21 protein-coding genes are annotated in these 18933 nt (G+C 64.9%); 19 read left to right on the top strand and 2 right to left on the bottom strand.

The window, feature by feature from the left end; all coding sequences use genetic code 11:
- Window positions 1-12: 12 nt before the first annotated feature.
- Both RIC54_RS26465 and RIC54_RS26460 read left to right on the top strand, forming a co-directional pair.
- The gene (locus RIC54_RS26465) at window positions 13-780 is read left to right on the top strand and encodes an ABC transporter permease (protein ID WP_350094382.1); all 768 of its coding nucleotides are present in this window, start codon (window positions 13-15) and stop codon (window positions 778-780) included.
- A 16-nt stretch (window positions 781-796) separates the two neighbouring features.
- Window positions 797-1735 (top strand): ABC transporter substrate-binding protein, encoded by a 939-nt coding sequence (locus RIC54_RS26460; protein ID WP_350094379.1) that lies wholly within the window; start codon window positions 797-799, stop codon window positions 1733-1735.
- Here the strand turns inward: RIC54_RS26460 and RIC54_RS26455 are convergent.
- Window positions 1714-2592, bottom strand: coding sequence for a branched-chain amino acid aminotransferase (locus RIC54_RS26455; RefSeq protein WP_350094376.1), 879 nt, complete (start codon window positions 2590-2592; stop codon window positions 1714-1716). The genes RIC54_RS26460 and RIC54_RS26455 overlap by 22 nt on opposite strands.
- A gap of 238 nt (window positions 2593-2830) precedes the next feature.
- Here RIC54_RS26455 and RIC54_RS26450 point away from each other — a divergent pair, with 238 nt between their 5' ends.
- The 13 genes from RIC54_RS26450 (at window position 2831) to RIC54_RS26390 (ending at window position 13456) form a co-directional block, all read left to right on the top strand.
- Window positions 2831-3307: a Na+/H+ antiporter subunit E gene (locus RIC54_RS26450; protein WP_350094373.1), complete on the top strand. Its 477-nt coding sequence runs from the start codon at window positions 2831-2833 to the stop codon at window positions 3305-3307.
- Between the two features lie 14 nt (window positions 3308-3321).
- Window positions 3322-3618 carry an MrpF/PhaF family protein gene (locus RIC54_RS26445; RefSeq protein ID WP_350151591.1) on the top strand — a complete coding sequence of 99 codons (297 nt, stop codon included), beginning with the start codon at window positions 3322-3324 and terminating at the stop codon, window positions 3616-3618.
- Window positions 3615-3947: a monovalent cation/H(+) antiporter subunit G gene (gene mnhG / locus RIC54_RS26440; protein WP_350094367.1), complete on the top strand. Its 333-nt coding sequence runs from the start codon at window positions 3615-3617 to the stop codon at window positions 3945-3947. The genes RIC54_RS26445 and mnhG overlap by 4 nt, the downstream gene beginning before the upstream one ends.
- Window positions 3948-3950: 3 nt before the next feature.
- A complete protein-coding gene (locus RIC54_RS26435) occupies window positions 3951-4517 on the top strand; it encodes a DUF4040 domain-containing protein (RefSeq protein ID WP_350094364.1) in 567 nt (188 codons plus the stop codon).
- Entirely contained in the window at window positions 4514-4951 is a 438-nt protein-coding gene (locus RIC54_RS26430) for a Na(+)/H(+) antiporter subunit B (protein WP_350094361.1), read from the top strand. The genes RIC54_RS26435 and RIC54_RS26430 overlap by 4 nt, the downstream gene beginning before the upstream one ends.
- Window positions 4952-4953: 2 nt before the next feature.
- The gene (locus RIC54_RS26425; RefSeq protein ID WP_350094358.1) at window positions 4954-5343 is read left to right on the top strand and encodes a cation:proton antiporter subunit C; all 390 of its coding nucleotides are present in this window, start codon (window positions 4954-4956) and stop codon (window positions 5341-5343) included.
- The gene (locus RIC54_RS26420) at window positions 5340-6845 is read left to right on the top strand and encodes a monovalent cation/H+ antiporter subunit D family protein (protein ID WP_350094355.1); all 1506 of its coding nucleotides are present in this window, start codon (window positions 5340-5342) and stop codon (window positions 6843-6845) included. Before RIC54_RS26425 ends, RIC54_RS26420 begins: the two co-directional genes overlap by 4 nt.
- Entirely contained in the window at window positions 6842-8332 is a 1491-nt protein-coding gene (locus RIC54_RS26415) for a monovalent cation/H+ antiporter subunit D family protein (protein ID WP_350094352.1), read from the top strand. Before RIC54_RS26420 ends, RIC54_RS26415 begins: the two co-directional genes overlap by 4 nt.
- A 15-nt stretch (window positions 8333-8347) precedes the next feature.
- Window positions 8348-8626 carry a hypothetical protein gene (locus RIC54_RS26410; protein ID WP_350094349.1) on the top strand — a complete coding sequence of 93 codons (279 nt, stop codon included), beginning with the start codon at window positions 8348-8350 and terminating at the stop codon, window positions 8624-8626.
- Window positions 8610-10325, top strand: a complete 1716-nt coding sequence (locus tag RIC54_RS26405) for a Na(+)/H(+) antiporter subunit D (protein WP_350094346.1) — start codon at window positions 8610-8612, stop codon at window positions 10323-10325. The genes RIC54_RS26410 and RIC54_RS26405 overlap by 17 nt, the downstream gene beginning before the upstream one ends.
- Before the next feature lie 91 nt (window positions 10326-10416).
- On the top strand, window positions 10417-11088 hold the full coding sequence (locus tag RIC54_RS26400) for an SRPBCC family protein (RefSeq protein WP_350094343.1): 672 nt from the start codon (window positions 10417-10419) through the stop codon (window positions 11086-11088).
- 48 nt (window positions 11089-11136) lie between these two features.
- Window positions 11137-12246 carry an S-(hydroxymethyl)glutathione dehydrogenase/class III alcohol dehydrogenase gene (locus RIC54_RS26395; protein ID WP_350094340.1) on the top strand — a complete coding sequence of 370 codons (1110 nt, stop codon included), beginning with the start codon at window positions 11137-11139 and terminating at the stop codon, window positions 12244-12246.
- A gap of 133 nt (window positions 12247-12379) precedes the next feature.
- Window positions 12380-13456 carry a methyl-accepting chemotaxis protein gene (locus RIC54_RS26390; RefSeq protein ID WP_350094337.1) on the top strand — a complete coding sequence of 359 codons (1077 nt, stop codon included), beginning with the start codon at window positions 12380-12382 and terminating at the stop codon, window positions 13454-13456.
- A gap of 29 nt (window positions 13457-13485) precedes the next feature.
- Here the strand turns inward: RIC54_RS26390 and RIC54_RS26385 are convergent, their stop codons facing one another.
- Window positions 13486-14166 (bottom strand): GntR family transcriptional regulator, encoded by a 681-nt coding sequence (locus RIC54_RS26385; protein WP_350094334.1) that lies wholly within the window; start codon window positions 14164-14166, stop codon window positions 13486-13488.
- Between the two features lie 310 nt (window positions 14167-14476).
- On the opposite strand from RIC54_RS26385, the gene RIC54_RS26380 reads away from it, so the two are divergent.
- The 4 genes from RIC54_RS26380 to ppa all read left to right on the top strand — a co-directional run bounded on the left by RIC54_RS26380 (window position 14477) and on the right by ppa (window position 18933).
- Window positions 14477-14938 carry a (2Fe-2S)-binding protein gene (locus RIC54_RS26380; protein ID WP_007669877.1) on the top strand — a complete coding sequence of 154 codons (462 nt, stop codon included), beginning with the start codon at window positions 14477-14479 and terminating at the stop codon, window positions 14936-14938.
- Window positions 14939-14993: 55 nt separating this feature from the next.
- The gene (locus RIC54_RS26375; RefSeq protein ID WP_350094330.1) at window positions 14994-17369 is read left to right on the top strand and encodes a xanthine dehydrogenase family protein molybdopterin-binding subunit; all 2376 of its coding nucleotides are present in this window, start codon (window positions 14994-14996) and stop codon (window positions 17367-17369) included.
- A 27-nt stretch (window positions 17370-17396) separates the two neighbouring features.
- Window positions 17397-18194, top strand: coding sequence for an FAD binding domain-containing protein (locus RIC54_RS26370; protein ID WP_350094327.1), 798 nt, complete (start codon window positions 17397-17399; stop codon window positions 18192-18194).
- Between the two features lie 199 nt (window positions 18195-18393).
- Window positions 18394-18933 (top strand): inorganic diphosphatase, encoded by a 540-nt coding sequence (ppa, locus tag RIC54_RS26365; RefSeq protein ID WP_350094324.1) that lies wholly within the window; start codon window positions 18394-18396, stop codon window positions 18931-18933.

Here is an 18933-nt window from a genome sequence, read left to right as displayed (position 1 = left end):
TCGTTCCCGGCGATGACGCACCTGTCCCGCCTTGCGCGGCCCGCGACGATCGCCGTCGGGCTGATCGCCTTGTGGCAGATCGTGGTATGGGTCACCGCCGCGCCGCCCTACATCCTGCCTGGTCCGGCCCGGGTCGCTGTGGCGTGGGTCGAGCGCAGCCCGATCCTGCTGCACCACGCTGGCATCACGGTCACCGAGATCCTGTTGGGGCTGGTGCTCGGAGCCGCCGTCGGGCTGTCGACCGCCACCGTGCTGCACACCTTCCGGCCGGTACGCCCCTGGCTGCTACCGGTCCTGGTGGTCAGCCAGGCGATCCCGGTGTTCGCGCTGGCGCCGCTGCTGGTGCTGTGGCTGGGCTATGGCATCGCCAGCAAGGTGGTGATGGCCGCACTGATCATCTTCTTCCCGGTCACCACCGCGTTCTACGACGGTCTGCGCCGGGTCGAGCCGCTTTGGATCGACGCTGCCCGCACGCTGGGCTGCCAGGGGCCGCGCCTGTTCCGGCGTGTCCGCATACCGGCAGCCCTCCCCGCCCTGGCGTCCGGCCTGCGCGTCGCTACAGCGGTTGCCCCGATCGGCGCCGTCGTCGGCGAGTGGGTCGGGTCCTCGGCCGGTCTCGGCTACCTGATGCTGCATGCCAACGGCCGCATGCAGATCGACCTGATGTTCGCCGCCCTGTTTACCCTCGCGATCCTTTCGGTCGCGCTCTACACCGCCGTCGATGCGGCCTTGCGACGGGCCATGCCCTGGCAGGCCGGTGAGACGGACGACACCCGTTGACCAACCGGAGACCCCGATGCGCCTGCTGACCACCCTGCTCGCCTGCGCGATGCTGCTGATCACGTCGCCAACCCGCGCCGCCGACAAGCTGACCGTGCTTCTGGACTGGTTCGTGAACCCGGACCACGGCCCGCTGATCGTCGCACAGGAACTTGGCCTGTACGGCCAGCAAGGCCTGGAGGTCGAGTTGATCGCCCCGGCCGATCCGAACGACCCGCCCAAGCTGGTGGCCGCCGGCAAGGCCGAGATTGCGGTGTCCTATCAGCCGCAACTGCACCTGCAGGTCGCCGAGGGCCTGCCGCTGGTCCGGTTCGGCACCTTGGTCGCCACTCCCTTGAATACCCTCACCGTGCTGGCTGACGGTCCGATCAAGTCCCTGGCCGACCTGAAGGGCCGTAAAATCGGGTTCTCGGTCGCAGGCACCGAGGAAGCGACTCTGAACGCCATGCTGCGGACCGTCGGGCTGACCACCGCGGACGTCGAGCTGGTCAACGTCAACTTCTCGCTGTCGCCGTCGCTGATCTCCGGCCAGGTCGATGCGGTGATTGGCGCCTACCGCAATTTCGAGCTGAACCAGATGGATATCGTCGGACGGCCCGGCCGGGCGTTCTACGTCGAGGAGCACGGGGTTCCGCCGTTCGACCAGCTGATCTATGTCACCCACCGCGACCTGTCGTCCGACCCGCGCCTGGCACGTTTCCTTGATGCGACCGAACGGGCCGTGCAGTTCATGGTCAATCACCCGGACAAGGCCTGGGCGCTGTTCGTGAAGAACCACCCGGAGGTCGACGACGAGTTGAACCGCCGGGCCTGGCGCGACACGCTGCCGCGTTTCGCGCTCCGCCCGGCGGCCCTAGACGTCCGCCGGTATGAGCGTATGGCCACCTTCCTGAAGGACGCCGGGTTGGTGAAGTCCACCCCGCCGGTGGAGAGCTACGCCATCACCGTCCGCTGAAGCTGCGGCACCTCGACGATCCGGCAGGTCTCGACGAACTCCTGATAGAGTGCACGGGCCTGCCGGAACACCGGGCCGGGCTGCAGGTCGCGGTTTTCCCATCCGGTGACGGTCTGAACCTTTCCGGCGTTGCCGGACATCCAGATTTCGTCGGCGGTGTCGAGGTCGGCGACCGTCATCACCCGTTGCTCGACCCGCACGCCGGCGTTCCCCAGCAACCCGGTCACCCGATTCTTGGTGATCCCGTCCAGGAACGTGCCGTTCGGCTTCGGCGTGATTGCGACACCGCCTTTCGCGATCCATAGGTTGGCGTGGCTGAACTCGGCGACGTTGCCATCCGGATCGAGCATCACCGCCAGCTTAAAGCCACGGTTCATCGCGTCGCGCCGGGCCCGCTGCGAATTCGGGTACAGACACCCGGCCTTGGCGTCGGTCGGAGCCTGGTCCGGCGCAGCTCGGCGGAACGGCGACAGTGTCGCCCGTCCGGCGTTCTCGGCAGGCATGGGCATCTCGTAGATCGACAGAGCGAACAGCGTCGTGCCGGTTTCCGGCAGGATGTCGCCCCCCCGACAGAAGAACATCGGCCGCACGTAGTAGTCGGCATCGGCTGGCAACGACCGGATCCCCTCGACACACAGCGTCAGCACGTCTTCAGCCGTCCGGTCCGGTGACAGGCCGATCGCTTCAGCCGAACGGATCAGCCGGGCGCAATGCCGGTCCAGGTCCGGGGCACAGCCGCGGATCGCTCGGGCTCCGTCGAACACCGAGTTCGATGACCAGAAGCCGAGGTCGGTCGGCCCCGCCACGCGTGGTGGTTCATTGCTCCAGGCGCCCTCATAGAAGTGTATGCCGTTCATGATACCCTCCGATAACGAACGATTGTTTCACCATGGGATCATTGCGGCATTTTAGGTCAGTATTACATACCTAATTTTGCAAAGACCTTTGCACGGGCACGGTGTCACCGCGACATTTGATCCAGATGCTCAAGATTGCATTCCGTGGGGTTGGCGCCCGCGTCGGACCTGTGGCATGAATTGTCCGCTCGGTGCGTAAGATGCCGGCGTGGCAAGGTTCGGAGGGGAACACGGCGGAATGCTTCACGCATCGGTCCTTGGGGCAAGTCTGGCCGCGTTCTGGCTGCTGTTGTCCGGGTATTTCACCGAACCGCTGTTGCTGTCGCTCGGCGCCATCTCGGTGATCGTCACGGTCTATCTCGCGTTGCGCACCGACAAGTTCGACGGCGAGCGTGTCTCGCTTCGTGTCGATCTGCCGATCATCCGCTACTGGACCTGGCTGCTGATCGAGATCGTGAAAGCCAACATCGATGTCGCCAAGCTGATCCTTTCGCCGACCATGGCGCTGAGCCCGCGAATGGTGCGGGTCAAGGCGACCCAGCGCACCGATGTAGGTGTGGTGATCTACGCCAACTCGATCACCCTTACCCCCGGCACCGTCACGGTCGACATCGACGACGACGAGTTCATCGTCCACGCCATCACTCAGGAGATGGCCGATGGGTTGACCGGCGGCGACATGGGCGACCGGGTCACCGCCCTGGGCGCGCGCTGATGGATTATTCGCTGATGATGCTCGCGGCCGCGACCGCCGGTCTGTTGGTCGCCTTGCTGATCACCCTGGTCCGTGCCATTGCCGGACCCAGCCTGTACGATCGTGTTCTGGCCGTGAACAGCTTCGGCACCAAGATCGTCCTGCTGATCGCGGCCATGGGCTTCCTCGCCGGACGGCCCGATTTTCTCGACATCGCGCTGCTCTACGCCCTGGTCAACTTCATTGGGACGCTGGCTGTTCTGAAGTTCTTCCGCTACCGCAATCTGGGCGGCGCCAGCTCGATCGAGCGCAAAGCGGAGACTCAGCGATGAGCCTTATCGCGGACATCCTGGCCGGGGTGTTTCTGGCGGCCGGCGCGGTCTTCGTGCTGATCGGCTCGTTCGGCCTGTGGCGGTTGCCCGACTTCTACACCCGGCTGCATGCCGCCGGCATCACCGACACGCTGGGCCTGTCGCTCATGCTGGTCGGCATGATGTTCATGGGCGGCTGGACGCTGGTCACGGTCAAGCTGGTGTTCATGCTTCTGCTGATCCTGCTGACCAGCCCGACCGCAACCCACGCAGTCGCCAATGCCGCCTACACCGTCGGGCTGCGCCCGTTCGGCGTCCCGCCGGAAGACCTTCCCGAGAAGGAGCGCTGAGCGATGGAACTGCTGATCAACGTCGTTCTGCTCGGCCTGCTCGGGATTACCGCGATCGCCATCCTGACAACCCGCCACCTGTTCGTCGCCACGATGCTGGCCGGGGGCTACAGCCTGACGTCCGCGGCCCTGCTGGTGAACCTGGACGCGGTCGACGTGGCGTTCACCGAGGCCGCCGTCGGTGCGGGCATCTCGACCGTCCTGATGCTGGGGACGCTGACCCTTACCCGGCGTCGCGAGAAAGTCCGGAAGGACTTCCGCTGGGGGCCGTTCCTGGTGGTTCTGGCGACGGGCGCGCTGCTGGTCTACGGAACCGTCGACATGCCGGCGTTCGGCGATCCCAACGCGCCGGCCCTGCGGCACATCGTTCCGGAGTACATCGCCGGCACCCGTGACGACATCCAGATCCCGAACATCGTCACGGCGGTGCTGGCCAGCTACCGCGGCTACGACACGCTGGGCGAGACAGCGGTGATCTTCACCGCCGGTGTCGGGGTGCTGCTGCTGCTGGGGCGTCGGCGCGAAGAGGATGAAGAGGCCGGAACCCGCCGGCCGGAGCGTGACGCATGAGGCATCACCTGGTCCTGCGCGTCGTTTCCAAGATCCTGATCCCGTTCATCATCCTGTACGGGCTGTACGTTCAGTTCCATGGCGACTTCAGCCCGGGCGGCGGCTTCCAGGCCGGCGTGATCGTGGCGGCGGCCATCGTCCTGTACGCCCTGATCTTCGGCATCGAACGGGCCAGGCAGGTGTTCAAGCCGGAAGTCCTGCTCGTGATCGCGCCGCTCGGAGTGATGGTCTTCGCCCTGGTCGGCTACGCGTCAATGGTTCTGGGCGGCAACTATCTCGACTACGATTGGCTGGCGGCCAACGACACCACCGGTCAGCACATTGGCATCATCACCGTCGAGTTCGGGGTCGGCCTCACCGTGGCGTCGGTCATGACGTTGATCTTCCTGGCCTATGCCGGCCGAACCCGTGACATCGACGACGAAGATTGGTGACGATGCTCGAGTTGTTCCTAGCCAAGTACAACTACTGGATCGTCATCCTGCTGATGATGACCGGTCTGTATATTGTCGTGGCACGCGGCAATCTGGTCAAAAAGATCATCGGATTGAACGTGTTCCAGACGTCGGTGTTCATCATGTACATCTCGCTGGGAAAGGTCTCGGGCGGCACCGCGCCGATCCTGACCGGCAAGGATGAGATCTTTTCCAACCCGATCCCGCACGTGCTGATCCTGACGGCCATCGTCGTCGGCATTGCCACCACCGCGCTCGGCCTCGCCTTCGTCGTGCGGATTCGCGAGGCCTACGACTCGATCGAGGACGACGAGATCGACGATGCCGAGCAGCAGGACATGACGCGCGATCTCGAAGGACGCGTGCGATGACCGGTCCAACCCTGTCCGGGATCATCCCGCATCTTCCCGCCCTTCAGGTGGTGGTGCCGCTGCTGGCGGCGCCGATCTGCTTCCTGCTGCGCCGTGGTTCGGTCTGCTGGGGCTTTGCGACCCTCGTCAGCTGGGCGGCGTTCGCCATGTCCCTGATGCTGCTGGAAGCGGTGCTGACCGACGGCACGATCCGCTATGCGATGGGCGGCTGGATTGCACCGTGGGGCATCGAGTACGTGGTCGATGCCACCAACGCGATCGTGCTGGTGATTGTCTCCGGCATCGGCGCGGCTGTGATGCCGTACGCCCGGCGCAGCGTGATGGCGGAGATCCCGGCCAGCCAGCACGGCCTGTACTACACCGCCTACCTGCTGTGCCTTGCCGGCCTCCTCGGCGTGACGATTACCGGCGACGCGTTCAACGTCTTCGTGTTCCTGGAGATCACCTCGCTGTCGTCCTACATCCTGGTGTCGGCCGGCGCCGGGATGGACCGTCGGGCGTTGACCGCCGCGTACAACTACCTGGTGCTGGGCACCGTCGGCGCGACGTTCTTCGTGATCGGCGTCGGGCTGCTGTACATGGTCACCGGCACCCTGAACATTATCGACCTGAGCGAGCGGGTACCGGCCCTCCAGGACAACCGCACGGTCCACGTAGCGTTCGCGTTCATCGTGGTCGGCATGGGCTTGAAGCTGGCACTGTTCCCGCTGCACACGTGGCTGCCGAACGCCTACACCTACGCGCCGTCGACCGGTACCGCCTTCCTGGCCGCCACCTCGACCAAGGTGTCCGTCTACGTCCTGCTGCGCTTCCTGTTCGTGGTGTTCGCGCCGTCCTATGGGTTCATGGCGCTGACGCTGGACTACGTCCTGTTGCCCCTCGCGCTGATCGCAATGGTCGCGGCCACCATCGCCGCGATCTACCAGTACAACATCAAGCGCCTGCTGGCGTACTCCAGCGTGGCACAACTCGGCTACATGGTGCTGGGCATCGCATACGGCAGTGTCGAGGGCCTGACCGCGGCCATCCTGCACCTGTTCAACCACGCCCTGATGAAGGGCGCGCTGTTCCTGGCGCTGGGCTGCATCATGCTGCGGGTCGGCGACGTGACCATGCGGGGCGTGCAGGGGCTCGGCCGACAAATGCCATGGACCATGGCGGCGTTCGTCACCGGCGGCCTCAGCCTGATCGGCGTGCCGCTGACCGTCGGCTTCATCAGCAAATGGTACCTGATCACGGCTGCGCTGGATGATGGGCGCTGGCCGATCGCCGTGGTCATCCTGGCAAGCTCGCTGCTGGCGATCATCTATGTCTGGAAGATCGTCGAGGCCGCCTATCTGAAAGAGCCACCCGCGGGCCGCGTGGTGCGCGAGGCGCCGCTGTCGATGCTGGTCCCGACCTGGGTGCTGGTGTTGGCCAATATTGGTTTCGGCATCAGCGCCGAGTACACGGTCGGGGTCGCCCGCACCGCCGCCATTGGCCTGCTGGGAGGCACGCCATGAACCCGTCGTTCCTCCTGGCCGTTACGTTGCTGCTGCCGCTGGTCGGCGCGGTGTTCATGGCGCTCACCGGCGGTCGGCCGAATGTTCGCGAAGCGGTCACGCTGGTGACGGCCGGACTGCTGGCGGCCTCTGTGTTCGCGTTGCTGAAGGACGTCCTGGCCGGTGGTCAGGCGGCGGCCACCCTGGTCGAAGTCGCCCCCGGCCTTCCCTTGCACCTGCAGGTCGAGCCGCTCGGCATGCTGTTCGCCTGTGTCGCCAGCGGGTTGTGGATCATCAACTCGCTGTACTCGATCGGCTACATGCGCGGAAACGGCGAGCAGAACCAGACCCGTTTCTACATCTGCTTCGCGATCGCGATTTCCAGCTCGATGGGCATCGCGTTTGCCGGCAACATGTTCACCCTGTTCATCTTCTACGAAACCCTGACGCTGTCGACCTACCCGCTGGTCGCCCACAAGGGCACCGACGAGGCGAAGCGCGGTGCCCGGGTCTATCTCGGCCTGCTGATGGGCACCTCGATCGGCTTCCAGATGGTGGCGATCATCTGGACCTGGATCGCGGCCGGCACGCTCGACTTCACCGTCGGCGGCATCCTGCGCGACAAGATCGATCCGACGCTGCTGCCAATCCTGCTGGCACTCTACATGTTCGGGATCGGCAAGGCGGCGCTGATGCCGTTCCACCGCTGGCTGCCGTCGGCGATGGTGGCACCCACGCCGGTCAGCGCCCTGCTGCACGCGGTGGCCGTGGTCAAGGCCGGGGTGTTCACCGTCCTGAAGGTGATCGTGTACATCTTCGGCATCGACCTGCTTGCCGAAACCGGAGCGTCGCAGTGGCTGATCGGGGTCGCCGCCTTCACCATGCTGGCCGCCTCGCTGGTCGCCATGACCAAGGACAACCTGAAGGCCCGGCTCGCCTACTCGACCATCAGCCAGCTGTCCTACATCGTCCTTGGTGCGGCCCTGGCGACCTCCTTCGGCATCCTCGGCGGCGCTCTGCACATCGCGACCCACGCAATGGGCAAGATCACGTTGTTCATGTGCGCCGGGGCGATCTATGTCGCGACCCACAAGACCGAGATCAGCCAGATGGATGGTCTCGGCCGAAAGATGCCGTTCACCTACGCCGCATTCCTGGTCGGCTCGCTCAGCATCATCGGGCTGCCGCCGCTCGCCGGAGTGTGGAGCAAGTGGTACCTCGCGATGGGCGCGGTCGAGACCGGCGTGTGGATGGTGGTCGCGTTCTACATGATCAGTTCGCTGCTGAACGTCGCCTACCTGATCCCGGTGGTGGCACGCGGATTCTTCCGACCCTCGCCGAATCCGGTGCCCCAGTCGGTCGGCGCAGCGGCCGCTCCGGCGAAGGACGGACTGGAGGAGGCGCCGCTGCTGTGCGTGCTGCCGCCCTGCCTGACCGCGGCCGGCTGCGTCATTCTGTTCTTCTACGCGGACGAGGTGATCGACCTCCTCCGCCCGATCGTGTCCTGACGCTGGGAGGCAACGATGGCGGAACACCCCTCCTCTCCCGTTCCTGGCGAAAAGCCGCGCTGGCTCGACTATCCGCGCAACGTCACCAAGGTCGTGTGGACACTGGTCGCGGTGTGCGCGCTGCTGTTCCTGTCCGACGTGCTGTATGAGAAACACCCGACCTTCGCGGTCGAGTATCTGTTCGGCTTCTATGCCATTTACGGCTTCATCGGTTCAGTGGGACTGGTCCTCGCAGCCAAGTGGATGCGGACGATCTTGATGCGCGACGAGGACTACTATGACCGCGATAGCTGAGCTGGCGATGCCCATCAGTCCCGGCCTGATCGTCATCCTGGGCGGGCTTCTGGTTCCTTTCCTGACTGCCGGGATCGCACGGATTTACGTGTTGGCGCTCAGCGCGGCGACGCTCGTTTACGTCTTGGGACTGCCGAACGGAGAGCACGCGGCCTTTGCGTTCATGGAGCTCGACCTGCAGCTCTTGCGGGTCGACAAGCTCAGCACGGTGTTTGGAACGATCTTCCTGATCGCCCTGTTTCTCGGGAACCTGTACGCGTGGCATGAACGAGACCGGTTGCAACGCACGGCGACCCAGGTCTATGCCGGCAGTGCGATTGCCGCCGCCTATGTCGGTGACCTGGTTTCGTTGTTCGTGTTCTGGGAACTGACGGCGATCGCCTCGGTCTTCCTGGTCTGGGCGGCCGGTACCGATCGTTCGTTCCGCGCGGGCATGCGGTACCTGATCATCCAGATCGGCTCCGGCGTCATCCTGCTCGCCGGTGTCCTGTTCCACTTCCACGAGACCGGTTCGATTGAGTTCGGCCACATTGGATTGGGGTCGGTCGGCGGCGCCCTGATTCTGCTGGCGTTCGGCATCAAGTGCGCCTTCCCGCTGCTGCACAACTGGCTGCAAGACGCCTATCCGGAAGCGACGGTCACCGGAACCGTGATCCTGTCAGCCTTCACCACGAAACTGGCCGTGTACGCGCTGGCCCGGTCGTATGCCGGGACCGACATGCTGATCTGGATCGGCGCGACCATGACCGCCTTCCCGATCTTCTATGCGGTGATCGAGAACGACCTGCGTCGAGTGCTTGCCTACAGCCTGAACAACCAGCTCGGCTTCATGGTCGTCGGCGTCGGAATCGGGACCGAGCTGGCTCTGAACGGCACTGCGGCGCACGCGTTCTCGCACATCCTCTACAAAGCGCTTCTGTTCATGTCGATGGGCGCCGTGTTGTTCCGTACCGGCACGTGCAAGGGGTCCGAACTCGGCGGCCTTTATAAGACCATGCCGTGGACGACCGGCTTCTGCATCGTAGGTGCAGCGTCCATCTCGGCCTTCCCGCTGTTCTCCGGCTTCATCTCCAAGTCGATGATCCTGACCGCCGCCGGCGGCGAGGGTCACTTCATCACCTGGGCGATTTTGCTGTTCGCATCGGCGGGCGTGTTCCACCACTCCGGAATCAAGGTGCCGTTCTTTGCCTTCTTCGCCCACGACAGCGGACTGCGGCCGAAGGAAGCCCCGTGGAACATGTTGCTCGCCATGGCGATAACGGCCGGGCTCTGCATCGGCATCGGCGTCTGGCCGGAGCCGCTGTACGCGATGCTGCCGTTCCCGGTTGACTATGTTCCGTATACAGCCGCCCACGTCATCACCCAACTCCAGCTCCTGCTGTACGCCGCCCTCGCCTTCACCTTCCTGATGCGCACGGGGCTGTATCCGCCGGAGCTGCGCTCGACCAACCTCGACTCCGACTGGATCTACCGGCGGATCCTGCCGGGCGTCGTCCACAATCTTGGCATGGGCATCGAGACGGTCTGGTCCCGCCTGACCGGTGGCGGCCGGGCCATTGTCTCTGCCTCGATCGATGCCGCATCACGAAACTTCGGCCCGTACGGCATCGTCGGACGCACGGTTCGGGTCGGCAACGGTGTGGCCTGGGTCGCGGTGCTGCTGCTGGTGACGCTGCTGGTTGGTTACTCGGCAAACTGATGCCCAGGTTTGCTGCGGGTTCTGGCGGTCCTTCGCCAAATTTGTTAAGCGATGTCCGATCCACGGCGTCGCCGACGAAAGGTCTCTTGCAATGGATATGACCGGCCAGCACACCATCCCGGCCTCCCGCCAGATCGTCTGGGACGCGCTGAACGATCCGGATGTGCTGAAGGAGTGCATTCCGGGCTGTGAGGAGATCGACAAGACCGGCGACACCGGTTTCACCGCCAAGGTCTCGGTCAAGGTAGGGCCGGTGAAGGCCAAGTTCGGCGGTCAGGTGACCCTGTCGGACATCAATCCACCGAACGGCTACACGATCTCCGGCGAGGGAAAAGGTGGCGCCGCCGGTTTCGCCAAGGGCGGAGCCAAGGTCAAGCTGGAGGACGCCGACGGTGGGGCCGCCACGGTCCTCAGCTACGAAGTCACCGCTTCGGTTGGCGGCAAGCTGGCCCAGATCGGTGCCCGATTGATCGATTCCACGGCCAAGAAGTACGCCAACGATTTCTTCGCCAAGTTCAGCGAGATTGCGGCAAGCCGGGGTGCTGGAAGCACAGCATCCGCCGGAGCGGCCGTTGCGCCGGCCCAGGCCGGCCATCACAAGGAGGATACCGCGGTGGCATCGAGCAACCCGATGAAGGAAGAAATGAAGCGCCTGGGTATCCCGGACGAGAATGTCTATCCCGGCATGCACTGGGCCGTTCTGGTGAGCTGGGGCGCCGTCGCCGCCGCCGTGGTGCTGTTCCTGGTCTCCGCCCACAGCTGACCGCTCGACCGTCGCCTGTAGGACCGTCTGAGAACAACGGAGATTGTCATGAAAGTGCGCGCCGCCGTCGCCATCGAAGCCGGCAAGCCGCTTGAGATCGCCGACGTCGATCTGGAGGGCCCGCAGGCCGGCGAAGTCCTCGTCGAGGTCAAGGCGACCGGGATCTGCCACACCGATGCGTTCACGCTGTCGGGCGGCGATCCGGAGGGCATCTTCCCGTCGATCCTGGGGCACGAGGGCGCCGGTGTCGTCGTCGAGGTCGGGCCCGGTGTGAAGGGACTGAAGGCCGGCGATCACGTGATCCCGCTGTACACCCCGGAATGCCGGGAGTGCGAATACTGCCTGAACCCCAAGACCAACCTGTGCCAGGCGATCCGCACGACCCAGGGCAGAGGCCTGATGCCGGACGGTACCTCGCGGTTCTCGATGAACGGCAAGCCGCTGTTCCACTACATGGGCTGCTCGACATTCTCGAACTACACGGTCCTGCCGGAGATCGCGCTGGCGAAGATCCGCCCCGACGCCCCGTTCGACAAGGTCTGCTACATCGGCTGCGGCGTTACCACCGGGATCGGTGCGGTGATCAACACCGCCAAGGTCGAGCCGGGCTCCAAGGTGGTGGTGTTCGGGCTGGGCGGCATCGGGCTCAACGTCCTTCAGGGCGCCCGACTGGTCGGTGCCGACATGATTGTCGGCGTCGACCTGAACCCGGCGCGGCGCGAACTGGGGGCAAAGTTCGGCATGACCCACTTCGTGAACCCGAAGGAGGTTCAGGGCGACCTGGTGGCGCATCTGGTGGAGTTGACCGGCGGCGGTGCGGACTACTCGTTCGAGTGCATTGGCAACGTTAACACGATGCGGCAAGCTCTTGAATGCGCGCACAAAGGCTGGGGTGAGAGCATCATCATTGGCGTGGCCGGCGCCGGCCAGGAGATCTCCACCCGTCCGTTCCAGCTGGTGACCGGCCGCTCGTGGCGGGGCACCGCGTTCGGCGGCGCCCGCGGCCGTACCGACGTGCCGAAGATCGTGGACTGGTACATGGACGGCAAGATCAACATTGACGACCTGATCACCCACACCATGCCCCTCGATCAGATCAACGACGGCTTCCACCTGATGCACGAAGGCAAGTCGATCCGCAGCGTCGTCGTATACTGACGATACGCCGCCTCACGCAGGCGTGGTTGGACAAACCCGGCGGCCACCGCATCTCCACCGACGTAACATCGTTACGCGCTCCGGCATTGACGTTTCGGAGAGTTGTAACGCCGACGATCGATGGAGAACGCATTTGGATCTAGCATCGCTGCTGTCAGGCTGCCGCCTTGCCTTGCCGGAAGACCGCCAACGGCTGGGCCGCGCCTGGGATGATCACGTGGCGGCAGTGCTTCCGGCCGCGTTGCCCGCGACCTACAAGGTCTGCGTTGCCCATCCGTCCCTGAAGTCCTTCCTGTGGGGGCAGGATCAGGCGGCGTGGACCGCGGCCCACGGCGAACGCTGGCGCGCAGTGTTCGAGGTCGGCGTCGACCAGCAGCACTACGACCGTGTTCTGGGCTTTGCCGAGGGCGATCTGGAAGCCGGCTTGGACCCCGCTGTCTACGGCATGTTCTTCGCCGAGCTCTCCGACCAGATCAACACCCGTATCCTGGCGGATGACCCGGTCGGTGACAGTCACCGTAAGGCGGTGTCTGCGGTCTCGCGATTGATGAGCACCGAGACGGTAATCGCCACTACCGCCTTCGATCAGGCCTTGCGCCGCCGATCCGCACGCACTATCGCCGATTTGACCAGTTCGCTGGGCACCAGCGTCGGGGCCACGATAAACGGGGTCGCCGCCGCCTCCGAGGAGTTGTCGGCCAGCATGGCGACCGTGGAGTCGAACGTCTCGCGCAGCCTAGGGCACGCGCGCACCATTGCCGGCACGGTCGGCGACACGGTTCAGCAGATCGACGAGTTCAAACGGGCGATCAGCGACATCCTGGCCCTGCTCGGCTCGATCAAGTCGATCGCCGGCCAGACCAACATGCTGGCCCTGAACGCGACGATCGAGGCCGCCCGGGCTGGCGATGCCGGCCGCGGGTTCGCCGTGGTCGCCCGCGAGGTAAAGGAGTTGGCCAACGCCGCCCGAACGGCGGCAGAATCCATCGGCAGCAACACCGACCGACTGCGGGCCTTGCTCGGCATCGTCGGCGTCGCGTTCACCGACGTGACGGAGAAGGTCGACACGATGGTGGTGCTGATGGATGAGACCGGCTCTGCGACACAGGAACAGCGGCTCGCCACGGCCGAAATTGCATCGCGCATGGCCGGCGTGTCGAGCGAGGTCGATCAAACGATTGCGGGCATCAACCAGCAGCACGCCGCCTAGCTGTTAAGACGCACGCTCGGCCCGGATCATCAGGCAACGACCGCCAACTCCGCCATGCTGGCCTCGTAGTCGACGATCGTGCGCCGCATGTGCGCGACCAGCAGGGTGCGCGCGCCCGCGGCGTCGCCGGCCTTGATGAGGTCCCGCAGATCCCGATGATCGCGCAGCGACATCGCGTTCAACGCCGGATCGGTCGCCAGCTTGGCCCGCAGGGCCTGGATGCGGAACGCAAACCCGGCATAGCAGTCCGCCAGATATCGGTTGCCCGAGTGGTCGCAGAGCACCCGGTGATAGTCCGCATCAAGGATCCGATACCGTCCGCAGTCGTCGGCGGCTACCGCATCGGTCATCGCATCGACGATGACGGTCAGCGCCGTCGCGATCGGCTCCGGGTTGCGGGCCATCGCCCGATCCAGCGCCGTGACCTCCAGGGTCTCGCGGAGTTCGCCGAGTTGCTGGATTTCATCCATGCTCATCTCGAACACGAAACTGCCGCGCTGAGGCTGGATCGACACCAGCCCCTCCATCTTGAGCTGCAGCAGCGCCTCGCGGATCGGGGTCTTGCTGACGCCAAGCTCCAGGGCCAGCGCGTTTTCGGACAGCGGCGTCCCGAGGCCGAGTTCGCCACGCACGATACGGCTACGGATCTGATCCGCGGCCAGCGTAGTCAAGGATTTCGGTCGTTGCAGGACCCGCATCGGCTCAGCCATACCTTCAGTGCTCTCCAGTGTTCGTCGCCGGTTCCCGATGCCCTTCGGTATTCGGCGTGGCAGATCTACCACATATGTGGTCGATGAGGACCATTCCATTCCGCTGCCGCGGTCCAGGCACGCAATCAACCCGCCGATCGATCCCCCCGGCGACCCGGCTTGTGGTTAACGAAGCGCCGGTCGCCGCTTGACCTGTGACGGGCGCGGAAAGAGACTGTGCCGGAATGGGGACGGCGGCCGCTTTGCCGCCAGATCGGAATCCCCGGCGACAAACGAAACTGACCGCACGCTTCACGAGGGAGATCAGGGCATGCCCACGGTTACCATGACGGTGAACGGCAAGAAGGTATCGGGCGAGGTCGAGGCCCGTACCCTGCTCGTTCAATTCCTGCGCGAGAACCTCCACCTGACCGGCACCCATGTCGGCTGCGACACCAGCCAGTGCGGCGCCTGCGTCGTCCACATCAATGGTGATTCGGCCAAGTCCTGTTCCATGCTCGCCGTTCAGGCGGAGGGCACCGAGGTCACCACGATCGAGGGTCTCGCCAACGGCGACGAGTTGCACCCGATGCAGGCGGCGTTCAAGGAGCACCATGGCCTGCAGTGCGGCTTCTGCACTCCCGGCATGGTCATGAGCGCGGTCGACCTGGTGAAGAAGAAGCCGAAGGCGAGCGAGCACGAGATCCGGGAATGGCTTGAGGGCAACATCTGCCGCTGTACCGGGTACCACAACATCGTGAAGGCTATTCAGCACGCGCAACAGACGATGTGACCGGTCCCACCTATAAGAAAAACCAACGGGATTCGGCCAGACAGGGGAGCGAGACATGCCTGATGGAGGTACCGGTATCGGCGCGGCCGTGAAGCGCGTCGAAGACAAGCGGTTCTTGACCGGTCGCGGCAACTATACCGACGACATCAATCGTCCGGGTCAGACCTACGCCTACATCCTGCGCAGCCCGCACGCGCATGCCAAGATCAACCGCATCGACACGTCGGCCGCCGCGTCGGCGCCGGGTGTGGCCGCAGTCTTTACCGGTGCCGACATGCAGGTCGGATCCCTGCCCTGCGGCTGGCAGATCCACTCCAAAGACGGCTCGCCGATGCACGAGCCCGGGCATCCTCCCCTGGCCCAGGGCAAGGTCCGTTGCGTCGGTGACCAGGTCGCGGTCGTCATCGCCGACACCTACGCCCAGGCCAAGGACGCAGCCGAGAAGATCGTCGTCGACTATTCGCCGTTGCCCGCCGTCATCGACATGAACAAGGCGCTCGGCGGCAAGACCCTGGTGCACGACGAGATCGGCACCAACCTCTGCTACGACTGGGAGATCGGCGACGCGGCCCAGACGGACGCGGCGTTCGCCAAGGCCGCCCACGTCACCAAGATCGACATCGTCAACAACCGGCTGGTTCCGAACGCCATGGAACCGCGTGCCGCGATCGGCGAGTTCGATCAGGCGACCGGCGAGTACACGCTGTACACCACCAGCCAGAATCCCCACGTGATCCGCCTGCTGATGGGTGCGTTCGTGCTGTCGATCCCCGAGCACAAGCTGCGGGTGGTGGCACCGGACGTCGGCGGCGGCTTCGGATCCAAGATCTACCACTACGCCGAGGAGGCCATCGTCACCTGGGCGTCGAGCCGGGTGCGCCGGCCGATCAAGTGGACGGCCGACCGCTCTGAGGCCTTCATCAGCGATGCCCACGGGCGCGACCACATCACCCACGCCGAACTGGCGATGGACAGCGAAGGCAAGTTCCTGGCGCTGAAAGTCGACACCAAGGCCAACATGGGTGCGTATCTGTCGACCTTCGCGACCTGCGTGCCGACCTATCTTTACGCCACCCTGCTGGCCGGCGTTTACACGACACCGCTGATCTACTGCAACGTGAAGGCTATCTTCACCAACACCGTTCCGGTCGATGCCTATCGCGGCGCCGGGCGGCCGGAAGCAACCTATCTCATTGAACGCCTGGTCGACCGTGCCGCCCGCGAGATGGGCATCAGTCAGGTCGATATCCGCCGGCGAAACTTCATCCCGCCGGACGCCTTCCCCTACCAGACGCCGGTGGCGCTGCAATACGACAGCGGGAACTACATCGCGACCCTCGACGCGGCCCAGAAGGCGGCCGACGTCGACGGTTTCGAGGCCCGTCGCAAGGCGTCCGCGGCCAAGGGCAAGCATCGCGGCCTCGGCTACTCCACCTATCTCGAAGCCTGTGGCATCGCGCCGTCGGCGGTTGTCGGTTCGCTCGGCGCCCGCGCCGGCCTTTACGAGTCGGCCGAGGTTCGGGTCCATCCGACTGGGTCGGTCACAGTGTTCACCGGTTCGCACAGCCACGGCCAGGGCCACGAGACGACCTTCGCCCAGCTGGTGTCCGAAAAGCTCGGGCTTCCGATGGAGAACATCGAGATCAGCCACGGCGACACCAACAAGGTGCAGTTCGGCATGGGCACCTACGGCTCGCGTTCGCTGGCCGTGGGCGGCGAGGCGATCGTCAAGGCGCTCGACAAGGTGATCGCCAAGGCCAAGAAGATCGCCGCGCACATCATGGAGGCCTCGGACTCCGACATCGAGTTCAAGGACGGCGTCTTCACGGTCGCCGGCACCGACAAGACCCTGCCGTTCGGACAGGTCGCGCTGACGGCGTATGTCCCGCACAACTTCCCGCACCAGGAGCTCGAGCCCGGCCTGGACGAGAAGGCGTTCTATGACCCGTTGAACTTCACCTTCCCGGGTGGTTGCCACATCTGCGAGGTCGAGATCGACCCGGACACCGGCGTGGTCAAGGTCGAGCGGATGACGGCGGTCGACGATGTCGGCCGGGTCATCAACCCGATGATCGTCGCCGGCCAGATCCACGGCGGCCTGGCCCAGGGTATCGGCCAGGCCCTGCTGGAGGGCTGCGTCTATGACGATGACGGCCAGCTCGTGACCGGCTCGTACATGGACTACACCATGCCGCGCGCCGACAACCTGCCGTCGTTCTCGGTCGGCACCGAGAGCACCCTGTGCCAGCACAACTCGCTGGGCGTGAAGGGCTGCGGCGAGGTCGGTGCGATCGGCTCGCCGCCGGCGGTCATCAACGCCGTCGTCGACGCGCTCTGGCATCTGGGCATCCGCGACATGACCATGCCGGCAAGCCCGCAGGTCGTGTGGGCGGCCATCAACAGCGCCCGGCCAGCGGCTGCGGCTGAATGACCACGGACGAGAACTAGGAGACCGACGATGTACGCATTCGATTATCACAAACCGTCGTCCGTGGCGGACGCCATCGCCGCCCTGAAAGGGGCGGAAGACGGCAAGTTCGTGGCCGGCGGCATGACCCTGATACCGACGCTGAAACAGCGCCTGGCACAACCTTCCGACCTGATCGATCTCGGCGGGGTCAAGGAACTGGTCGGAATCACCGTCTCAGGCAACACGGTGACGATCGGTGCCATGACTACCCACGCCGCGGTCGCCAAGTCGGCCGAGGTCGCCAAGGCAATCCCGGCGCTGGCGGCCCTGGCCGGCGGCATCGGCGACCCGCAGGTCCGCAACCGCGGCACCATCGGCGGCTCGATCGCCAACAACGACCCGGCTGCCGACTATCCGGCCGCCTGCCTCGCGCTCGGGGCGACCATCAAGACCGACAAGCGCGAGGTGAAGGCCGACGACTTCTTCACCGGCCTGTTCGAAACCGGTCTGGCCGAAGACGAGGTCATCGTCTCGGTGTCGTTCCCGACCGCCGAGAAGGCCGCGTACATGAAGTTCGACAACCCGGCATCGCGCTACGCCCTGGTCGGCGTGTTCGTGGCCAAGGCGGGCGGCGGTGCCAAGGTCGCGGTGACCGGCGCCGGGCAGAACGGCGTGTTCCGGGTTCCGGAAATGGAGAAGGCGTTGTCGACCAATTGGTCGGCTGATGCGGTCGCCGGCCTGAAGGTCGACGCGGGCACCTTGAATGCCGACATCCATGCCAGCGCCGACTACCGCGCCCATCTTATCACGGTCATGGCCAAGCGGGCGGTTGCCGCCGCCGGCTGACGGGCCGTCTCATCCAGACAATGGGCCGGCCTCTCGGGGCCGGCCTTTTGCGTTCCGGAGACCCGCATGCGCCGTCGAGTGCGCGAAGAGACACAGGCCGTCACATGATTTGCACGGTCGCGCGGCATTTAGTCTCTTGATCGCGTCGTCTCACTGGGTATGTTGCGCCGCAGCATTTTGAGGTCACGAGGACCAGGACATGAGACTCGACAAGATCGCCATCGGCCACAACCCGCCCTACGACATCAACGTGATCATCGAGGTCGGCCTGGGATCGGACCCGGTGAAGTACGAGTTGGACAAGGAGTCCGGTGCCCTGTTCGTCGACCGGTTCCTGCACACCGCGATGAGCTATCCGGTGAACTACGGGTTCGTGCCGCACACCCTGTCGGACGACGGCGATCCGGTCGACGTCATGGTCGCGGGCCAGGTGCCGATCCTGCCGAAGTCGGTCGTACGGGTCCGCCCGGTCGGCGTCCTGATCATGGAAGACGAGGCCGGCCAAGACGAGAAGATCCTGGCTGTTCCGGTGGACAAGTTGCACCCGTACTACGCCGACATCGGCTCGTGGCGCGATCTGCCGAAGATCCTGATCGACCAGATCCAGCACTTCTTCACCCACTACAAGGACCTGGAGGCCAACAAGTGGGTGAAGGTGAAGGGCTGGGGCGACACCGAAGAGGCGCTCGACTTCATTCGCGCCGGAATCCGTTCCGCCGAATCGAAGGCCGCGGAATAG

This window comes from Thalassobaculum sp., assembly GCF_040219215.1.
In the GTDB taxonomy this organism is placed as follows: Bacteria; Pseudomonadota; Alphaproteobacteria; order Thalassobaculales; family Thalassobaculaceae; genus Thalassobaculum_A.
The sequence above is the reverse complement of the archived record's forward strand: the minus strand, read 5'-3'. Positions and strand labels throughout refer to the sequence as shown.